Below are 18,450 nucleotides of genomic sequence, written 5' to 3' on the forward strand. Positions count from 1 at the left end.
CTGTGCCAGAGACATCACCCGATATGGCAAAGCAGGCGCAGGCAATCAACCCTTGGCTTGACTTGCAGGGGCGTTTGGCACCAACCAATGGGCAAATGGAGGATCCAGATGCCCAAATTGCACACAACCGCAGCAGACCTGGTCGCCGCAGCCCGCGCCCGGATCGCAGAGGTCGAAACCACAGACCTGATTGCGGCCGTCAACGATCCGAACACGGTGATCGTCGATATCCGTGACATTCGCGAACGCAAGAAAGGCTTCATCCCCGGTTCGGTCCATGCACCCCGGGGGATGCTGGAGTTCTGGGTCGATCCCGACAGCCCCTATTACCGCGATGTTTTCGGTCAGGACGGGAAGCGGTACGTGCTGCATTGCGCCTCGGGCTGGCGGTCGGCGCTTGCCACGGCGGCGCTGAACGACATGGGCTTTGACGCGGCCCATCTGCGCGAAGGCTTCAGCGATTGGGTCAAGCAAGGCGGGCCTGTCGAAACGCCCGATGACTGAACCGATCCGCTATATCGACCGCACGCGCGCCTATTATCGGGCGCTGGGATACGGTGCGGCCTATGAGTGGGCGCAGAATGACAGCGCGCCGTTTGCGCCCGCACCGGATCTTGCGGCGGCCACTGTCGCCGTGGTGACAACCGCAGCCCCCTTCCGCCCCGAGGCTGGCGATCAGGGGCCCGGTGCGCCCTATAACGGGCAAGCCAAATTCTATGAGGTCTACGCGCTGCCTTCGGATCCGGTGCCGGATCTCAGGATCTCTCACGTGGCGATTGATCGCGACCACACCACGGCCGAAGATCCCGGCAGCTACCTCCCGCTGGCCGCGCTGAAACGGGCCGAGGAAGCCGGGCGCATCGGACAGGCCGCGCCGCTTGTCTTTGGCTTGCCGACCAATCGCTCGCAACGCCACACGGTGGACGTCGATTGCCCCGAACTGGTGGGCCGGCTGACAAGCGCCGGGATCGACGCTGTCATCTTCGTGCCGAATTGCCCGGTCTGCCACCAATCCTGCGCTCTGGCCGCCCGCGCGGTCGAGGAGGCCGGCATTCCGACAGTGATCATGGGCTGTGCCCTCGACATCGTTAAGCGTGCGGGCGTTCCCCGGTTTCTTTTCAGCGATTTTCCTTTGGGCAATGCAGCAGGGCGGCCCAATGACGTGCCTTCGCAGGACCAAACGCTTGCGATGGCGCTGGACCTTCTGGAAACCGCTCAGGGCCCTCGCGCGACACATTGGTCACCGCTGGTCTGGCCCGGCCCACCCGACTGGCGGGAAGATTATTCGAACCCTGCCAGATTAAGCGCGGACGAGATCGCCCGCAGGCGTGCTGAATTTGACAAAGGCAAGGCTGCGGCCAAAGCACGGCGGACGGAAACGCTCTAGTTCTCCGAACCGATTTCAGCGGCCTCTGACACCCCAGGGTCGCAGCCGCATTGTGCTCCGGCATCCGGTCAGGACCTGTAAGCGATTTGGCCTTTGCCGTTCCCCCTGATTGCCAAGCAGCTCAAACTGCCTGCTAAAATCAGTCGAAACTGAACTGCGGCAGCTGTCCAAAGGCGTTTTTCAACGCCTCCCCCCAGCCGTTTGAAACCGTCGTGTAATAGGGGTCATCATCTTCGATCCGGTCCTGGTACCCAATCTGCATCTCGTCGACGCGGCAGATCACGTAATCCAGCGGCAACCCGACCGAAAGATTGGATTTGATCGTGCTGTCAAAGCTGACCATCAACAGTTTGATCGCGTTCTCAAACGACATGTCCGGGTCATAGGCGCGCACCAGAATGGGTTTGCCGTATTTCGTCTCACCGATCTGAAAGAACGGATTGTCGTCCGAGGCTTCGATGAAGTTGCCTTCGGGATAGATCAGGAACAGGCGCGGTTCGCTGCCCTTGATCTGTCCGCCTACGATCATCGTCGCCCCGAAGGCCGAGGCCATGGCCTGATCCTGCCCGGTCATGTTGTCGGCAATCACTTCTTTCAGCGTTCGTCCCACAAGGCGTGCGACCTGAAACATGGATGGCGCGGCCAGAATTGACGGGCTCCGTTCCTCCGGCGCTTTGGAGCGTTCGTCGATCAGCCCGATCACCGCCTGCGTGGTGGCCAGATTGCCGGCAGTCATAATGGTGATGACGCGTTCACCGGGCACCTGCCAGGTGTGCATCTTCTTTGCCGTCGCGATATTGTCCAGACCCGCATTCGTGCGGGTATCCGACATGAAGACCAGCCCCTGGTTCAGGCGCATGCCTACGCAATAAGTCATGTGTTAGTCTGCCCGCCTGCTTTACCGGATCGCTATGTCATCAATCACATACGATCCGGTTAACACTTTGGACCATTATTGCTGCTCTACCTGCAGTTTGACCAGCATATTTTCCGTCCCATGCCCGTAACGCATACCAGATACAGGTGCTGCGCCCAGATAATCCAGCCCGGTCGCAACGCGGACATAACGCGCATCGGGCGATATTCCGTTGGAAATGTCGAAGCCAACCCAGCCCAATCCGGGCGTGTGGGCTTCTGCCCAGGCGTGGCTGGCATCCTGGCTGACACGGTCATCCATCATCAGGTAACCACTGACGTACCGCGCAGGAATGCCCAGGCTGCGCGCCGCCGCGATAAAGACATGGGCATGATCCTGACACACACCATGTCCCGCCTCGACCACCTGCTCCGCCGTCAGTTCCGAGCTGGTCTGATCCGTCGAATAGGGCACCTTTTCAAGGATGTGCGCTGACAACTCGTGCAGCATCTCAAGCGTATCCTTGGGCTTGTCGAACTCGGACACAAGGCCGCGCACATTGGGCCCAGCCACTGTCAGAGGGGTAGAGCGTTCGAACAACCACAAGGGCACAAAGCCAAGATGCTTGCCGGTCACGCCCGCATTGTCTGATACGTCGACCTCGCCTTCGCAATGCACCGTGATGTCCTGTACGCCAGGCTCAAAACTGATCAGATCGACAGTGTTTGCATGCTCGTCCTCGAACGACACCTGACGGCGTCCGCCCGCGATGTTGATGTCCCACGCCAGCACGGCCTGGTTCGGCCGCGACTTGGGGCGCAGGCGCAGTTGCTGCAGCGCATAGGGCACAGGTTTGTCGTAGTGATACGAGGTGGTATGCGAAATTTTCAACTTCATCTTGTTATTCATAGAACCTGTAGTCGATTTCGATCTGGCGGCCCAGCGCCTGGCTTTCGGACAGGAATTCGGTCACGAATTCATGCAGGCCGTATTCGAAGATCTTGTCGATCGTCATTGTTTCAAAGCGGTGGCAGATCTTTTCGACCATGCCATGGCACGGCATCCGGTCCCCATAATCCTTGGCGATATAGTCCAGATTGTCCGAGATTTTCCGGTAACAGAACGCCAGCGATCGCGGCAGACGCTTATCCAGGATCAGGAAACGCGCGATCATGCGCGGGTCGTACTCGCCCTCATGCAGGGTCTGGTAGGCCCGCGCCGAGGATGTCGCGCGCAGGATCGTTTCCCACTGCACGTTGTCACTGGCCGATCCCACATGCATGATCGAGGGCAGCAGGATGTAATACTTCACATCCAGCACGCGCGCGGCGTTGTCGGCCCGTTCAAAGAACGTCCCTATCCGCGCAAAGTCATAGACATCGTTACGCACCATCGTGCCGTGCAACGATCCGCGCACATAGGCGCTGCGCTGGCGGATCACCTGCAGGATATCCGGCAGGCTTTGTTCCCGCACCGGCCGGGCGAGCAGATCGCGCAGATCCATCCAGCATTCGTTCACCGCCTCCCAGACCTCGCGGGTCAGGGCTGTGCGCACAAGCCGCGCGTTGGTGCGGGCAGCCTCAACGGCCGACATAACGCTGGACGGGTTACTTTTGTCGCGCAAAAGAAAGTTGACGACCTTACCGCCTTCAACGGTCTCATGTTTCTCAAGATAGGCGCTGAGAAGCCCCATAGCCGTCAGGATCGACGTCCATTCGCTTTCCGCCGCACTTGACCGAGTTAGCGAAATCCGCAGGCCGGCGTCGATCATCCGGGCAGTGTTTTCGGTTCGCTCCATGTATCGCAGCATCCAGAAGACGCCGCCTGCTGTTTTGCCTAGCATTGCGTCAGTCCTCCAGAACCCAGGTGTCTTTCGTGCCGCCGCCCTGGCTTGAATTCACCACAAGCGATCCTTTCTTCAGCGCCACACGGGTCAACCCGCCAGGAATGATCTCCACCCCCTTGGGCGAGGCCAGAGCGAAGGGCCGCAAATCAACATGGCGCGGCGCCAGCCCGGATTTGGCCAGGATCGGCACCGTCGACAGCGACAGCGTAGGTTGCGCAATGTAATTGCCGGGTTTCGCTTCCAATTTGGCGCGGAACGCGGCCAGTTCTTTCTTGCTGGCCGCAGGCCCCACCAGCATGCCATAGCCACCTGATCCGTGGACTTCCTTCACGACCAATTCAGGCAGATTATCCAAAACGTATTGCAACGCCTCAGGCTCTGAGCAGCGCCATGTAGGAACGTTCTTCAGGATCGCCTTTTCGCCGGTATAGAACTCAACGATCTCGGGCATATAGGAATAGATCGCCTTGTCGTCAGCAATCCCTGTACCCGGCGCATTGGCAATGGTGATGCCACCGGCGCGATACACATCCAGAATTCCCGGCACGCCCAGAACGGAATCCGGGTTGAAGTTCATCGGGTCAAGGAATTCATCGTCAACACGGCGATACAGCACGTCGATCGGCTCATAACCTTTCGTCGTGCGCATGGCGACGCGCCCATCGATCACACGCAGATCCTGGCCCTCGACCAGTTCCACGCCCATCTGATCGGCCAGGAACGCATGTTCATAATATGCAGAATTGTGAATGCCGGGCGTCAATACCGCAACAACCGGGTTTTCCAGACAAACGGGCGGCGCACAGGCCGACAGGGACCGGCGCAAAGATCGCGGGTAATGGCTGACACGACGCACCTTGTTGCGGCTGAAAAGCTCGGGAAACATGTGCAACATGGTCTCCCGGTTCTCCAGCATGTAGGACACGCCTGAAGGTGTGCGGGCGTTATCCTCAAGTACGTAAAACTCGTTTTCGCCCGTACGCACCAGATCCGTACCGACAATATGAGTATAGATATTGCCCGGAGGCGCCACGCCGATCATCTGCGGCAGGAAGGCGTCATTCTTGGCAATCATCTCTTCCGGAATACGTCCGGCGCGCACGATCTCCTGACGGTGATAGATATCATGCAGGAAGGAATTGATGGCCCGCACGCGCTGGTCGATCCCCTTTTCCAGCATGGCCCATTCCTTGGCCGTGATGATGCGCGGCACGATGTCGAAGGGGATCAGACGTTCTGTCTCCTCCTCCATACCGTAGACGTTGAAGGTGATGCCCGTCAGGCGGAACAATGCTTCGGCCTGAGACGACTTGCGCCTTAGGTTGCCGACCTCTTCGCCTGAAAACCATTTTGCGTAATCGGAGTAAGGCACACGCGCGGCGTCCCCATGTCCGTACATTTCATCATAGAACTTTGGCGACTCCGCCATCGTTGTCCCTGTCTTTTTTGTTCTTCCCAACACCCAAACTGCGGAAACTGCGAAAAAGTTTCAAACAGATCGCAGGATTTCTCAGGATTTGCTCAAAAACACAGCGAATCCCGCGGTATTTCCGCCCAAAAATGCGGCAAACGTTGCTCAGGCACGAACCTGAGCGGCATCCAACTCGTTCAAAAGATCCAACAGGGCCTCATAACGCTCCGGCCCCATCTCAGCCTTGATCCGGTCCATGATCGCGATACTGGTGGCCAGGTTGTCTTCAATAAGCATGGCCCCTGCCGCCGTAATCGACACAACCTGCTTGCGCCGGTCTGTTTTGTCCGGCGTGCGCTCAATGAACCCTTTTTCGGATAACTTTTGCAGGATCCGCGTCAGACTGGGCAAAAGCAGGCACGCTTTTTCGGCGATCACCGTCGGCTCCTGCGCGCCGCCTTCGTCCAGAACGCGCAACACACGCCATTGCTGTTCGGTAATTCCCACATCGGACAGCATCGCGCGGATCGGTCCCATCACGCGTTCCCGCGCGCGCAGAAGCGCAATCGGCAAAGACCGCGAGGTCAAAGGCATGTGGCCGTCTTGTGACATGCGCCTGACTGTGCCTTGCTTGTCGGTGTGAAGCAATATGGCAAAAAGACTTGACCCATTCCCGGGTTTTTATTACACATGTTAATTAATTTCGGGAGGAGTGGGATGCCCCACATCACGCTGGATTATTCCGCGAATATGGAAAAGCGCACGGATATCCCCGCGCTGTGCGACCACCTGCGCCGCGCCGCGATTGAAACCGGTGTCTTCCCCATGCCCGGTATCCGCGTGCGGGCCTTTGCAGCAACCCATGTCTCTATTGCGGATGGCGATCCCGAACACGGCTACATCGATATCTCGATCCGGCTGCGCGAAGGACGCGATCAGGAAACCCGCGAAGCAGCCACACAGGCGATTTTCGAGGCGGCGAAAACGTTCCTGCAACCCGCTCTCGACACCTATTCCATCGCGCTTTCGGTCGAGATGCGGAACATCGACGCCAGCCTCTCACCGAAAACCGGAACCATCCGCGACCACCTCACTCGAAAGGGGTAAGATGTCAGACCTCAGCAGCAATCTTGAAAAACTGAAGCCCCATCTGGAAAGGTTTTCCAACAAAGGCGTCATGAACCGGATCGCAGGACAGGTCGTACCGGCCGCCTCTGGCGCGACATTCGACAACAGCTCCCCTGTCGACGAAACCCATATCTGCGCGGTTGCGAAAAGCGGGGCCGCAGACATCGACGCCGCAGCCCAAGCCGCCAAAGAGGCGTTTCCGGCCTGGCGCGACATGCCCGGCACCGAACGCAAGAAGATCCTGCATCGCATCGCCGACGCCATTGTCGAACGTGCGGACGAAATCGCCATGTGCGAATGCTGGGACACGGGTCAGGCGATCCGCTTCATGTCGAAAGCCGCCCTGCGCGGGGCCGAAAACTTCCGCTTCTTCGCTGACCGTGCGCCCGGAGCGCGGGACGGGCAAATGCTGCCCTCTCCCACGCTGATGAACGTCACCACCCGTGTGCCCATCGGCCCCGTGGGCGTCATCACGCCCTGGAACACGCCCTTCATGCTGTCGACATGGAAGATCGCCCCGGCGCTGGCCGCGGGCTGCACGGTTGTGCACAAACCGGCCGAGTTCTCACCGCTCACCGCCAGCCTTCTGATCGAAATCGCCGAAGAGGCAGGCCTGCCCCCCGGCGTCTGGAACCTGGTCAACGGTCTGGGGGAAGAGGCCGGCAAAGCCCTCACCGAACATCCCGACATAAAGGCCATCGCCTTTGTGGGGGAATCCAGAACCGGATCGATGATCATGGCCCAAGGCGCACCCACCCTGAAACGCGTGCATTTCGAACTGGGCGGCAAGAACCCCGTGATCGTCTTTGATGACGCCGATCTCGACCGCGCTTTGGATGCGGCAATCTTCATGATCTATTCGCTGAACGGCGAGCGCTGCACGTCTTCCTCGCGCCTCTTGGTGCAATCGACCATCGCCGAGGAATTCCTGGAAAAACTCCGCGCCCGCGTCGAAAAAATCCGCGTCGGCCACCCGCTGGACCCGCAAACCGAAGTCGGCCCGCTGATCCACAAGGTGCATTTCGACAAGGTCACCAGCTATTTCGATATCGCCAAATCCGACGGCGCCACGATCAGCGCCGGTGGCAGCACGCTGGATCAGCCGGGCTACTACGTCCGCCCGACCCTCTTCGAAGGGGCCACCAACGATATGCGCATCGCGCAGGAAGAAATCTTTGGCCCCGTCCTGACGGCCATCACATTCGACACGGATGAAGATGCCCTGCAGATCGCCAATGACATCCCCTATGGCCTTACCGGCTATGTCTGGACCAACGACCTGACCCGCGCCATGCGCTTTACCGACAGGCTTGAGGCAGGCATGATCTGGGTGAACTCCGAAAACGTCCGCCACCTGCCCACGCCGTTCGGCGGCGTCAAAGCCTCCGGCATAGGGCGCGACGGCGGGGATTGGTCATTTGAGTTTTACATGGAACAAAAACACATCGGCTTTGCCACAGGCCACCACCCCATCCCCAAACTTGGAACCTGATCTTCTGCTATTTCCAAATACATCCGGGGAGTTTGAGGGGCAGCGCCCCTCATCAAAAACAAGAACAACGCGCCGCAGGCGCACATTTTGACAGGAGCACATCGCATGCCCGTCCCAGCCCCAAACCTCTACCCGCCGTTCAACATCCTGCGGCTAAGCCACGTGGATTACGGCGTCACGGATCTGACAGCGTCGAAAACTTTTTACGAAGACGTGCTGGGCCTGCAGGTGACCTATGAGGACGACACCCGTGTCACCTTCCGCGCGATGGAGGAACGGGGCCATCACTGCATCAACATCGTGCAATCCGATACCGCCGATGTCCGCGCACTGGCCTTCAAGCTGTTCGATGAGCCCGATCTGGACAAGGCCGAAGCCTTCTTCAAATCCCGCGGCCTGCCCACAGACTGGGTCGACCGCCCCCACATGGACCGCGTGCTCAGAACCCAGGATCCCTGGGGCATCCCGCTGGAATTTTACGTCAAGATGGACCGCCTTCCGACAATCCACCAGCAATACAAGCTCTATCGCGGGGTCAAACCGCTCAGGATCGACCATTTCAACATGTTCAGCGCGGATGTGGACGCCTCGGTCGCCTTCTACAACGACATCGGCTTCCGCGTGACCGAATACACCGAGGATGACGACTCTGGCCGCGTCTGGGCCGCCTGGATGCACCGCAAGGGCGGCGTGCATGACGTGGCTTTCACCAACGGCCTCGGCCCCCGCCTGCATCACACGGCGTTTTGGGTGCCGAACCCGCTCAACATCATCGACCTTCTCGATCTGATGAGCACCACCGGATATGTCGCCAATATCGAACGCGGTCCCGGCAGGCACGGCATCTCAAACGCCTTCTTCCTTTATGTCCGCGATCCTGATGGCCACCGGATCGAGATCTACTGTTCGGATTACCAAACCGTCGACCCCGATCTCGAACCAATCCGCTGGAGCCTGACCGACCCGCAACGCCAAACCCTCTGGGGCGCGCCCGCCCCGCGCAGCTGGTTTGAGGAAGGCTCGCTCTTCGCCGGTGTCACCCCACAGGAAAGCGCGCTGAAGGCGCAACCCATCATCGCCCCGTAACCCCCGTCCCGGGCTTGACCCGGGACCTCCACCTGACACGAGGCCCCGGATCAGGTCCGGGGCACAACCGAAAGCCAAGACGATGGACTGGAACGATTTCGAACGCTGGGGCCAGAAGGCCGCCACCTGGGGCGCAGACTACCACCGCACGAAACGCGACCGCCCCGTGCGCGCGCAGGTCAAACCGGGTGAAACACTCGCCCAGCTGCCGGACAGCCCGCCCGAAGCCGCCCAACCCTTGGAGGACATCTGGGACGATTTCCAGAACATCGTGATGCCCGGGATCACCCATTGGCAACACCCGCGCTTCTTTGCCTATTTCAACTCCAACGCCGCGCCCGCCAGCGTTCTGGCCGAATTCCTCACCTCCATCGTCGCACCCCAGTGCATGCTCTGGCAGACCTCTCCGTCTGCGACGGAGATGGAAACGCGCATGATGGACTGGCTGGTCCAGGCGCTGGGTCTACCCCCCACCTACAAGGGTGTCATCCAGGACAGCGCATCCTCCGCCACCCTCGCCGCCGTTCTGACCATGCGCGAACGCGCGCTGAACTGGGCCGGCAACCAACAGGGTCTCGCCGGGCAAAGACCCCTGCGGATCTACTGCTCCGACCAGGTGCACAGCTCCATCGACCGCGCCATCTGGGTCGCGGGCATCGGGCAAGACAACCTCATCAAGATCCCCACCAAAGGCCCCCTGCGCGCCATGGACACCGACGCGCTGCAAGCCGCCATCACCGCGGACCGCGCCGCAGGCTACCTGCCCGCCGGGATCATCGCAGCGACCGGAGCGACCGGCATGGGCGCCTGCGATGACATGGCCGCCGTCGCCGATGTGGCAGAGCGCGAAAACCTTTACACTCATCTCGACGCCGCCTGGGCGGGCACTGCCATGATCTGCCCCGAATTCCGCCATCTCTGGGAAGGCGCCGACCGCTTCGACAGCATCGTCTTCAACCCGCACAAATGGCTGGGCGCACAATTCGACTGCGCCGCGCATTTTCTGCGCGATCCCGACCTTCTGCGCCAAACCCTCGCCATCCGGCCCGAATACCTCAAAACCCACGCCGAAGCGGACATCACCGACTATTCCGAATGGTCGATCCCCCTGGGCCGCCGCTTCCGCGCGCTGAAACTGTGGTTCCTCATTCGCGCCTACGGTCTTGACGGCCTCCGCGACCGCATCCGCAACCATGTCAGATGGAGCCAAGAACTCTGCGACCGCCTCCGCGCCGAGCCGGAGTTTGAGATCGTGACCGACCCCATCCTCTCACTCTGGACCTTCAAGGTGAAAGGCGCGGATAACGACGCGACCCAAGCCCTGGTCGATGCGATCAACGATGATGGTCGCATCTACATCACCCAAACGCTGGTCGATGGCCAAAAGGCCATCCGTTTCCAGGCCGGGCAATTCGACTGCACCGAGGCGGATTTTGACACCGCCTTCGACACCATCACGGAAATCGCGAGGCGCGCATGAAACTGGCCACCGTCACCGCCGATGGCGACACGCTCTACGGCACCATCACCGATGCAGGCTTCACCGCCCTCTCGCCCCATTTCCCGCAATGGCCCACGCTGCGCGACGTGATCGCAGCGGACGGCCTGCACGATCTGGCCAAAGCCGCACAATCGCAGGCCCCGACCCATCCGCCAGACAGCTTCACCTATCAGATCCCAATCCCGAATCCCGAAAAGATCATCTGCGTCGGCGTGAATTTCCCCGACCGCAACGCCGAATACAAAGACGGGGTCGAGGCTCCGCCCAACCCCTCCCTCTTCATCCGCTTCCCGCGCAGCTTCACGGGCCACGACCAACCGCTGATCCGCCCCAAAGCATCTGACCAACTGGATTACGAAGGCGAGATTGCCGTGATCATCGGCAAAACCGGCCGCCACATCGCCCAGGAAAACGCGCTGACCCACATTGCCGCCCTCAGCCTCACCAACGAAGGCACCCTGCGCGACTGGGTCCGCCACGCCAAATTCAACGTCACCCAGGGCAAGAATTTCGACCGCTCGGGCGCGATGGGCCCCTGGATCGTGCCCTTCACCCACCCAGCCCAGATCGAAGACGTCCGCCTCACCACCCGCGTGAACGGAGAGCTTCGGCAAGACGACCGCACCTCCCGCATGATCTTCCCGGTGGCCAAACAGATCGCCTATATCTCCACCTTCACCACGCTGGTGCCCGGCGATATCATCGTCTCCGGCACGCCCACCGGGGCTGGCGCGCGGCTGGATCCGCCGCAATACCTGCGCCCCGGCGACGTGATCGAGGTCGAAGCGGAAGGCATCGGCATCCTGCGCAACACGGTTGAGGACGAATGACACCAGACGACATCACCCGCGCCGCCGCAGACCTTTTTGCCGCAGACCATCTGGGCCAACAGATGGGCCTCCTGTCACGCCGCCACCCTCAGATGACCATGGACGATGCCTATGCCGTCCAATCCGCTCTGGTGGCCCAAAAGATCGCCGCTGGCCGCCGCAAAATCGGCTGGAAAATCGGCCTCACCAGCCGCGCTATGCAGGACGCGCTGAAGATCGACACCCCAGACAGCGGCGTTTTGCTGGACGACATGGCGTTTGAAACCGGCGGCACCGTGCCAAAGAACCGCTTCATCCAACCAAGGATCGAGGCCGAGATCGCCTTTGTCATGAAATCCCCCCTGACGGGCGATGTCACCCGCGACGACATCATCTCCGCAACGGATTACGTCTGCCCCAGCCTGGAAATCCTCGACACCCGCATCCTGCGCGCCGATCCGGAAACGGGCCAAACCCGCACCATCGTGGACACGATCTCCGACAACGCTGCCAATGCAGGCGTCGTGCTGGGCACCGACCGCCACGCCCCCGACACTGATCTGCGCTGGGTCGGCGCCATCGTCACCCGCAACGGCACGGTCGAGGAAACCGGCCTCGGCGCAGGTGTGCTGAACGATCCCGTCACCTCCGTCCTCTGGCTCGCCCAGCGAATGGAGCAATACGGCCAACAGATCGAGGCCGGTGACATCGTCCTCTCCGGCTCTTTCATCCGCCCTGTGGAATGCCCGCCCGGCAGCGACATCCACGCCGATTTCGGCCCCTTCGGCCATGTCTCCATCGCCTTCGCATAAGGACCAGCCCCATGCCCGCACCCACAAACACCTTCAAACAGCGCCTCAAGGCAGGAGACCGTCTGATCGGCTGCTGGATGACGCTCGCCGATATCTACTCCGCCGAAGTGCTGGGCACCGCCGGGTTCGACTGGGTCGTCGTCGATGGCGAACACTCCCCCAACGATATCCGGTCGATGCGCGACCAACTGATCGCGCTTGAGGCCTCCGACACCCACCCGGTTGTCCGCGTGCCCATCGGCGAAACCCGCCTGATCAAACAGGTGCTCGATATCGGTGCGCAAACCGTGCTGGTGCCGATGGTGGAAACCGCCGAACAAGCGCAAGAGCTTGTGCGCGCCTGCCGCTACCCGCCAGAGGGCACGCGTGGCGTCGGAGCTTCCGCCGCCCGCGCCTCCCGCTTCGGGTCCATTCCCGACTACATCGCCACCGCCGACGATCAGATCTGCCTCTTGGTTCAGGTCGAAAACCGCGCCGGCATCGCCAATATTGACGAGATCCTTGCAGTCGAAGGCGTCGATGGCGTCTTCATCGGCCCGGCCGACCTTTCCACCGATATGGGCCACCAGGGCAACTCCAGTGCGCCAGAGGTCGAACAGGTCATCCTCGCCACGCTCCAGCGCATCAAGGACGCGGGCAAAGCGCCCGGCATCCTCTCCACCAAAGACGAAACCACAGCCCTCTACCGCGACGGCGGCGCACAGTTCCTCGCCGTGGGCATTGACCTGCTTATGCTCGCCCGCGCTACGCGCGAAGCTGCCGCCAAATGGAAAACCTGACCCCCGCCTCTTTGGGGTTGTAAACACCCTCGGGGGTCAGCCCATTCGAAACCAAATCTACCGGGCCTTCATACGGGACGCCGCCAATGTATACCCACCCGCGGCGCCGTCGATGAAGTGAACGTGATCGTCCTGCATCACGCTTGGAACGATGCAGGTCATCATCGCCTCTGCCTGCTCGGAAATGCCATAGCGCAAGAAACCGTCCTCGCGCGCCTGCTCAAGCAGGTGAACGATCCTGTCGCGCGTGCCCGCATCGCAGTCAATTGTCATCTTCAGCCCATCTTCGAACTTCCGGAAATCCGCGTTCTCGCCCGTCAGCCGGGCATAGCGGCGCGGATCGAAACTGCCCAGCTTTGCTCCCAACCTGATCAGAAGCCAGGCAAGGAAAGTCTCGAACAGAACTTTCCTATAGCTTGATTTCAAAGGGGAATTCCCACGTTGCGCATGGGCTTCCAGCATCGCGCCGGAAGGGGGCCAGGATGTGCCCGGCCCCTCTGCCGGCACCGGATGGCCCTGGAGTTCCAAGGGGTAAGCCAGCGCGATCACCTCGGCGGCCACCTGCGTAAAGGCCGTTCCCGCCCCATCAGCAGGCACAGCGACCAAAGACAGGATCAGCCCATTGCGGGCCGTCATATGAGACCAGCGGCAGGACAGCCCGGTCAGATCCGGCAGCGCCCCTTCAGGCGCGGGCAGAACGCCGTATCGCCCCGATTTCATCTGCGCTTCCGCCCAGCTGAGACCGCCACCCGCGAACATCGCATACTGCGCATGAGGCGATGCCTGATACTTTGCCACGCGCACCGGATGGCCAGCGGCCGCGCAGTCCGATGCCGGAACCAGGGCCGCGCGCAGGGTGATGTCGAATTCGGCCTTCGCCCAGCGCACAGTGGCGGACAGCGCATCTGCCACGGATTCCTCCGCACCGGGCCAGATCGCAAATCCGGCGCCGTCACCACCAAAGATGAAGGGAAAACTGCGGCCGCCCAAAGCATTCATCACCGCCGAAATCACGGCCGCGCCAACCATATTGACCGTTTTGTACATGCCCGCGTCGACCAATTGTGTGGATTGTACAATATCGGACACCCCTACAAGCCAGTCTCCCGGCAGCGCGGCATAATGTTTGGGATCGGCCAGGTCGCGGAAATCCAGGCATGGCGGCAGGTCGTCGAAAAAGGGTTCGCTTCCGGACATGGCACCAGCCTAAGCACAGGCGGCGTCCCCTTGCCAGCGATCCCGCATCATGTCACGCAGTCGTCAGGAGGAACACATCACGATGAAAGCCGGTCTGATCATGCTGTGTCTGGCCTATGTGCTCAGCCAGTTTTTCCGCGCGTTCCTCGCCGTTCTGGCCAGCGTGCTTGAGACCGACATCGGCGCCACGGCCGAAGATCTGGCCTTTGCCTCGGGGCTCTGGTTTCTGGTTTTCGCGGTGATGCAACTGCCCGTCGGATGGGCGCTGGATCACATCGGGCCAAGGCGCACGGCGGCGACGCTTCTGGCCATCGGTGCGGGCGGCGGATCCCTGCTGTTTGCGCTGGCAACGGCTCCCTGGCAAATCGCGGCGGCGATGGGGTTGATCGGGCTTGGCTGTTCGCCCGCGCTGATGGCATCCTATTTCATCTTCGCGCGCGAATTTCCCCCGGCGAAATTCGCCACGCTGGCCGCGCTCATGCTGGGTGTGGCCTCTCTTGGCAATTTGCTGGCCTCCTATCCCACGGCTCTGGCCAGCGACACGATTGGCTGGCGGGCCACGCTGGGCACCCTGTCCGGGCTGAGCTTTGCGATTGCCCTGGGCATTTTCCTGACCGTGCGCGACCCCAGACATCTGGGAGGGGAGACCAAGGGATCGCTTCTGGATATTCTCAAGATGCCGGTGGTCTGGCCCATTTTCGCGCTGATGCTGGTGAACTATGCGCCCACGGGCGCGATCCGGGGTTTATGGATCGGTCCTTACCTGACAGACGTCTACGGATTAAGCGCCACGCAGGTTGGCCAGGCCACACTGGCGATGGCGGTGGCGATGATCCTGGGCACTTTTGCCTTTGGCCCGCTGGACCGTCTGCTGGGCACGCGGAAATGGGTGATCCTGACAGGCAACCTGATTTGCGGGCTCAGCGTGCTGACCCTTGCCATCTTCATAGAATCGGGCGTGCTGGCGGCGGTGGTCCTTCTGGCACTGGCGGGATTCACCGGGGCGACCTATCCCATCATCATCGCCCATGCGCGCGCGTTCTTTCCGCCGCATCTGACCGGGCGCGGCGTGACACTGACCAACCTGTGCGCGATGGGCGGGATCGGCGTCATGCAGTCTTTTTCGGGCAGGTTGCACACACAGTACCAGGGCGCCGAGGCCAGCTTGCCCTATCAGATGATCTTCGGATTTTTCGCGGTCAGCCTTCTGGTCGGTGTCGCGATTTATCTGTTTTCCCGCGACTCCGTGGACTGATATCCCCCCTTTCCCCGGAAGCGGAACAGGTATATCAGGCCGCGCGGGCGGCGGAGCGCCTCCCGACAGATCGGAGAAAACAAAATGGGTTACAAAGTCGTCGTCGCGGGCGCCACCGGCAATGTGGGCCGCGAAATGCTGAACATCCTGGCCGAGCGCCAGTTTCCTGTGGATGAGCTTGCCGTGCTGGCGTCGCGCCGCTCGCTGGGCACGGAAGTGACGTTTGGCGACAAGACGCTCAAGACCCAGGATATCGACCAGTTCGACTGGGCCGGCTGGGACATGGCGCTGTTTGCCATCGGGTCCGAGGCCACGAAAGTGCACGCGCCCAAGGCCGCCAAGGCGGGCTGCGTGGTCATCGATAACTCCTCGCTATATCGCTATGACCCGGATATCCCGCTGATTGTACCCGAGGTGAACCCCCAGGCGATCCACGACTATTCCAAGAAAAACATCATCGCGAACCCCAACTGCTCGACTGCGCAGATGGTTGTGGCGCTGAAACCGCTGCATGACCGCGCGACGATCAAACGGGTGGTGGTGTCGACCTATCAATCCGTGTCCGGAGCGGGCAAGGACGGCATGGACGAGCTCTGGGATCAGACAAAGGCGGTCTACAACCCGACATCTGACGTGCCGCCCAAGAAATTCACCAAGCAGATCGCCTTCAACGTGATCCCGCATATCGACGTCTTCATGGAAGACGGATCGACCAAAGAAGAATGGAAAATGGTGGCCGAGACGAAGAAGATCGTCGACCCCAAGATCAAGGTCACGGCAACCTGCGTGCGCGTGCCCGTGTTTGTTGGCCATTCCGAGGCGATCAATATCGAAACCGAAGACTTCCTGGATGAGGACGAGGCCCGCGATATCCTGCGCGAAGCGCCGGGTATCATGGTGATCGACAAGCGCGAGGACGGCGGCTACGTCACGCCAGTGGAATGCGCGGGCGATTTTGCGACCTTCATCAGCCGCATCCGCCAGGATTCAACCATCGAAAACGGTCTGAACTTCTGGTGCGTCTCGGACAACCTGCGCAAGGGCGCGGCGCTGAATGCGGTTCAAATCGCAGAGCTTCTGGGCCGCGAGGTTCTGAAAAAGGGCTGACGCCGGGATAGACTGCAAAACCAATCAGGGCGCCCGCCGGGCGCCCTTTTTCTTTCGGCTGTGCAAAGAGCCGCGGATTTTGTGCAACAGTTTTACACCAGCCGTTGTCATTGTCCTGATTTCAGACACAATTTCTGATTTCACTATCTCCACAACAAAAATCCGAGGCAGAGTTTCTATAGGGATAGGAGACGGACATGTTCGAGGAAGAGCGCTTGCACAGCGCCGCACAGAGCGCAGCATTGGACAGCGAAACCGCGTGCCTTCTGCGCAGCTTTCTGGTTCCGGCCATCAACGCAGCACGCGATTGGCACGAACTGACGGTTAAACTGCATGACATGGGGTATGACCTGAGCTTCCGCGACGGGCGTTTGATCTTCAAGCGCGCCAATGACGGGGCCGAGATCGGAACCGGCGAATTCATGGGCACGCCGCTGCGCAGCCTGGTGGACAAGCTGGGCCGCCCGTCGATCCGGGTCAGCCCGGATGGGCATACCGGGTCGCTGACCGTTTGACGCGAAAGCCGCTTGCAAGCGGCTTCAAAGCGTTTTGCAAAACGCTTTGAAGCCCGGCTCAGACCGGTTTGAAAGACTGCGAATTGGGGTCGAAATAATCCAGCCCCCCTTCGCCGATATCCGTCCACAATCCGTGCAACGACAGCTCCCCGCTTTCGACCGCCTCGGCGACAAAGGGGAAGGTCATCAGGTTGTCCAGTGACGTCAGCACGGCTGTTTTCTCGAAAATCCGGGCTTTTTCCTGCGGATCCGCGATATCCGCCACCTGCTGATAGCGCGCGCGCAGGATATCCATCCACCGCCCGATAAAGCTGGTCTTTTCCTCCAGCTCGGGCGCGCGACCTTCACACATGTCGATGCAGCCCTGCACCCCGCCGCAGCTGGAATGGCCCAGCACGATCAGATGGGCAACCTTTAGATGCGTCACCGCATATTCCACCGCCGCAGATGTGCCGTGATGGTCACCATCGGGTTCATAAGGGGGCACCAGATTGGCGATATTGCGGTGAATGAAGAATTCCCCCTGATCCGCGCCGAAGATCGACGTGACATGCACACGCGAGTCGCAGCAGGAAATCACCATCGCACGGGGGCGCTGGCCTTCTGTGGCCAGACGACGATACCAGGCACGGTTCTCGGAATATGATGTCGCCTTCCAGCCCTGATAACGCTGCAAAAGGTAATTGGGCAAAGGCTTGGCTGCGTGCATGTCCCGGGTCCAGTTTCTTTTTCTTGCTGCGGCGCAACAGGCCGCCTAGTCGCGATACTCTGATTTATCGCAAAATTCGAGGGATAAGACAGCACAGGTTCAACCTTTTGCAAACCAGCAGCCTGCATAAACCCCCATGCCGTGGGGGCATTATTCAGGGGTGAGTTCTTGGTGGAACAGGTAACGACACTTGCGCAGACGGAACAGGTCCGTCTTGATCCGGATTGTCTGGGCGCACTGTATCGGCAGATGGGCGACGCAAACGCCGAAGACTTCATCTGCCGCGCCGTGGAAGAGCTGGCCGTGCGCATGTCACATTGCGAAAAGCTGTGGCGTGCGGGCGACTGGCCCAGGCTGCGCAAAAGCGTGCGGTCGCTGATCGCGATTGCCGATCAGGTGGGCATGACGAAACTGTCGCGCGTGGCGAGCGATGTGACAGTGGCAATCGACAATAATGACGCCGTGGCCGCGGCCGCGACGCTGACGCGGCTTTTGCGGGTGGGCGAACGGTCGCTGACGGCGGTGTGGGATTTGCAGGATATGACGATCTGAGCGCTTGC

At 60.7% G+C, this 18,450-nt stretch carries 20 protein-coding genes; 13 read left to right on the forward strand and 7 right to left on the reverse strand.

The features are described 5' to 3' along the window. The first annotated feature begins 108 nt into the window (after window positions 1–108). Together TR61_RS02490 and TR61_RS02495 are read left to right on the forward strand one after the other, a co-directional pair. The gene (locus TR61_RS02490; protein ID WP_050927997.1) at window positions 109–504 is read left to right on the forward strand and encodes a rhodanese-like domain-containing protein; all 396 of its coding nucleotides are present in this window, start codon (window positions 109–111) and stop codon (window positions 502–504) included. Then, window positions 497–1,387, forward strand: coding sequence for a glycine reductase (locus TR61_RS02495; protein ID WP_050927961.1), 891 nt, complete (start codon window positions 497–499; stop codon window positions 1,385–1,387). Before TR61_RS02490 ends, TR61_RS02495 begins: the two co-directional genes overlap by 8 nt. A gap of 139 nt (window positions 1,388–1,526) precedes the next feature. On the opposite strand, the gene TR61_RS02500 is transcribed toward TR61_RS02495, so the two are convergent. The 5 genes from TR61_RS02500 to hpaR all read right to left on the reverse strand — a co-directional run bounded on the left by TR61_RS02500 (window position 1,527) and on the right by hpaR (window position 6,112). Next, window positions 1,527–2,264 (reverse strand): proteasome-type protease, encoded by a 738-nt coding sequence (locus TR61_RS02500; RefSeq protein WP_050927962.1) that lies wholly within the window; start codon window positions 2,262–2,264, stop codon window positions 1,527–1,529. A gap of 75 nt (window positions 2,265–2,339) precedes the next feature. Continuing rightward, complete coding sequence (locus TR61_RS02505; RefSeq protein ID WP_050927998.1) at window positions 2,340–3,140, reverse strand: transglutaminase family protein; 801 nt, start codon at window positions 3,138–3,140, stop codon at window positions 2,340–2,342. 4 nt (window positions 3,141–3,144) lie between these two features. After that, window positions 3,145–4,086: an alpha-E domain-containing protein gene (locus TR61_RS02510; RefSeq protein ID WP_050927963.1), complete on the reverse strand. Its 942-nt coding sequence runs from the start codon at window positions 4,084–4,086 to the stop codon at window positions 3,145–3,147. A gap of 4 nt (window positions 4,087–4,090) precedes the next feature. Further along, window positions 4,091–5,518, reverse strand: coding sequence for a circularly permuted type 2 ATP-grasp protein (locus tag TR61_RS02515; RefSeq protein ID WP_050927964.1), 1,428 nt, complete (start codon window positions 5,516–5,518; stop codon window positions 4,091–4,093). Between the two features lie 147 nt (window positions 5,519–5,665). Then, entirely contained in the window at window positions 5,666–6,112 is a 447-nt protein-coding gene (gene hpaR / locus TR61_RS02520; RefSeq protein WP_082181813.1) for a homoprotocatechuate degradation operon regulator HpaR, read from the reverse strand. Between the two features lie 105 nt (window positions 6,113–6,217). Here hpaR and TR61_RS02525 point away from each other — a divergent pair, with 105 nt between their 5' ends. The 7 genes from TR61_RS02525 (at window position 6,218) to TR61_RS02555 (ending at window position 13,107) form a co-directional block, all read left to right on the forward strand. Further along, complete coding sequence (locus TR61_RS02525; RefSeq protein WP_050927966.1) at window positions 6,218–6,607, forward strand: 5-carboxymethyl-2-hydroxymuconate Delta-isomerase; 390 nt, start codon at window positions 6,218–6,220, stop codon at window positions 6,605–6,607. A gap of 1 nt (window position 6,608) precedes the next feature. Then, complete coding sequence (gene hpaE / locus TR61_RS02530; protein WP_050927967.1) at window positions 6,609–8,120, forward strand: 5-carboxymethyl-2-hydroxymuconate semialdehyde dehydrogenase; 1,512 nt, start codon at window positions 6,609–6,611, stop codon at window positions 8,118–8,120. Window positions 8,121–8,225: 105 nt separating this feature from the next. Further along, entirely contained in the window at window positions 8,226–9,206 is a 981-nt protein-coding gene (gene hpaD / locus TR61_RS02535) for a 3,4-dihydroxyphenylacetate 2,3-dioxygenase (protein ID WP_050927968.1), read from the forward strand. Between the two features lie 82 nt (window positions 9,207–9,288). Next, complete coding sequence (locus tag TR61_RS02540; RefSeq protein WP_050927969.1) at window positions 9,289–10,686, forward strand: pyridoxal phosphate-dependent decarboxylase family protein; 1,398 nt, start codon at window positions 9,289–9,291, stop codon at window positions 10,684–10,686. Beyond that, a complete protein-coding gene (locus TR61_RS02545) occupies window positions 10,683–11,537 on the forward strand; it encodes a fumarylacetoacetate hydrolase family protein (protein WP_050927970.1) in 855 nt (284 codons plus the stop codon). The genes TR61_RS02540 and TR61_RS02545 overlap by 4 nt, the downstream gene beginning before the upstream one ends. Further along, on the forward strand, window positions 11,534–12,328 hold the full coding sequence (gene hpaH / locus TR61_RS02550; protein WP_050927971.1) for a 2-oxo-hept-4-ene-1,7-dioate hydratase: 795 nt from the start codon (window positions 11,534–11,536) through the stop codon (window positions 12,326–12,328). The genes TR61_RS02545 and hpaH overlap by 4 nt, the downstream gene beginning before the upstream one ends. Before the next feature lie 11 nt (window positions 12,329–12,339). Then, a complete protein-coding gene (locus TR61_RS02555; RefSeq protein ID WP_050927972.1) occupies window positions 12,340–13,107 on the forward strand; it encodes an aldolase/citrate lyase family protein in 768 nt (255 codons plus the stop codon). 57 nt (window positions 13,108–13,164) lie between these two features. Here TR61_RS02555 and TR61_RS02560 read toward each other — a convergent pair whose 3' ends face one another. Next, on the reverse strand, window positions 13,165–14,304 hold the full coding sequence (locus TR61_RS02560; RefSeq protein ID WP_050927973.1) for a DUF3095 domain-containing protein: 1,140 nt from the start codon (window positions 14,302–14,304) through the stop codon (window positions 13,165–13,167). A gap of 82 nt (window positions 14,305–14,386) precedes the next feature. Here TR61_RS02560 and TR61_RS02565 point away from each other — a divergent pair, with 82 nt between their 5' ends. The 3 genes from TR61_RS02565 (at window position 14,387) to TR61_RS02575 (ending at window position 17,181) form a co-directional block, all read left to right on the forward strand. Continuing rightward, window positions 14,387–15,559, forward strand: a complete 1,173-nt coding sequence (locus TR61_RS02565) for an MFS transporter (protein ID WP_050927974.1) — start codon at window positions 14,387–14,389, stop codon at window positions 15,557–15,559. 84 nt (window positions 15,560–15,643) lie between these two features. Continuing rightward, entirely contained in the window at window positions 15,644–16,666 is a 1,023-nt protein-coding gene (locus TR61_RS02570) for an aspartate-semialdehyde dehydrogenase (protein ID WP_050927975.1), read from the forward strand. Window positions 16,667–16,863: 197 nt separating this feature from the next. Further along, entirely contained in the window at window positions 16,864–17,181 is a 318-nt protein-coding gene (locus TR61_RS02575; protein ID WP_050927976.1) for a hypothetical protein, read from the forward strand. A gap of 58 nt (window positions 17,182–17,239) precedes the next feature. On the opposite strand, the gene TR61_RS02580 is transcribed toward TR61_RS02575, so the two are convergent. Next, window positions 17,240–17,890 (reverse strand): carbonic anhydrase, encoded by a 651-nt coding sequence (locus tag TR61_RS02580; RefSeq protein ID WP_050927977.1) that lies wholly within the window; start codon window positions 17,888–17,890, stop codon window positions 17,240–17,242. Window positions 17,891–18,139: 249 nt separating this feature from the next. Between TR61_RS02580 and TR61_RS02585 the strand changes: the two genes are divergently transcribed. Then, window positions 18,140–18,442, forward strand: a complete 303-nt coding sequence (locus TR61_RS02585) for a hypothetical protein (RefSeq protein WP_245626799.1) — start codon at window positions 18,140–18,142, stop codon at window positions 18,440–18,442. Window positions 18,443–18,450: the final 8 nt, after the last annotated feature.

The sequence above is a fragment of the Aestuariivita boseongensis genome (genome assembly GCF_001262635.1).
GTDB classification, from domain to species: Bacteria; Pseudomonadota; Alphaproteobacteria; order Rhodobacterales; family Rhodobacteraceae; genus Aestuariivita; species Aestuariivita boseongensis.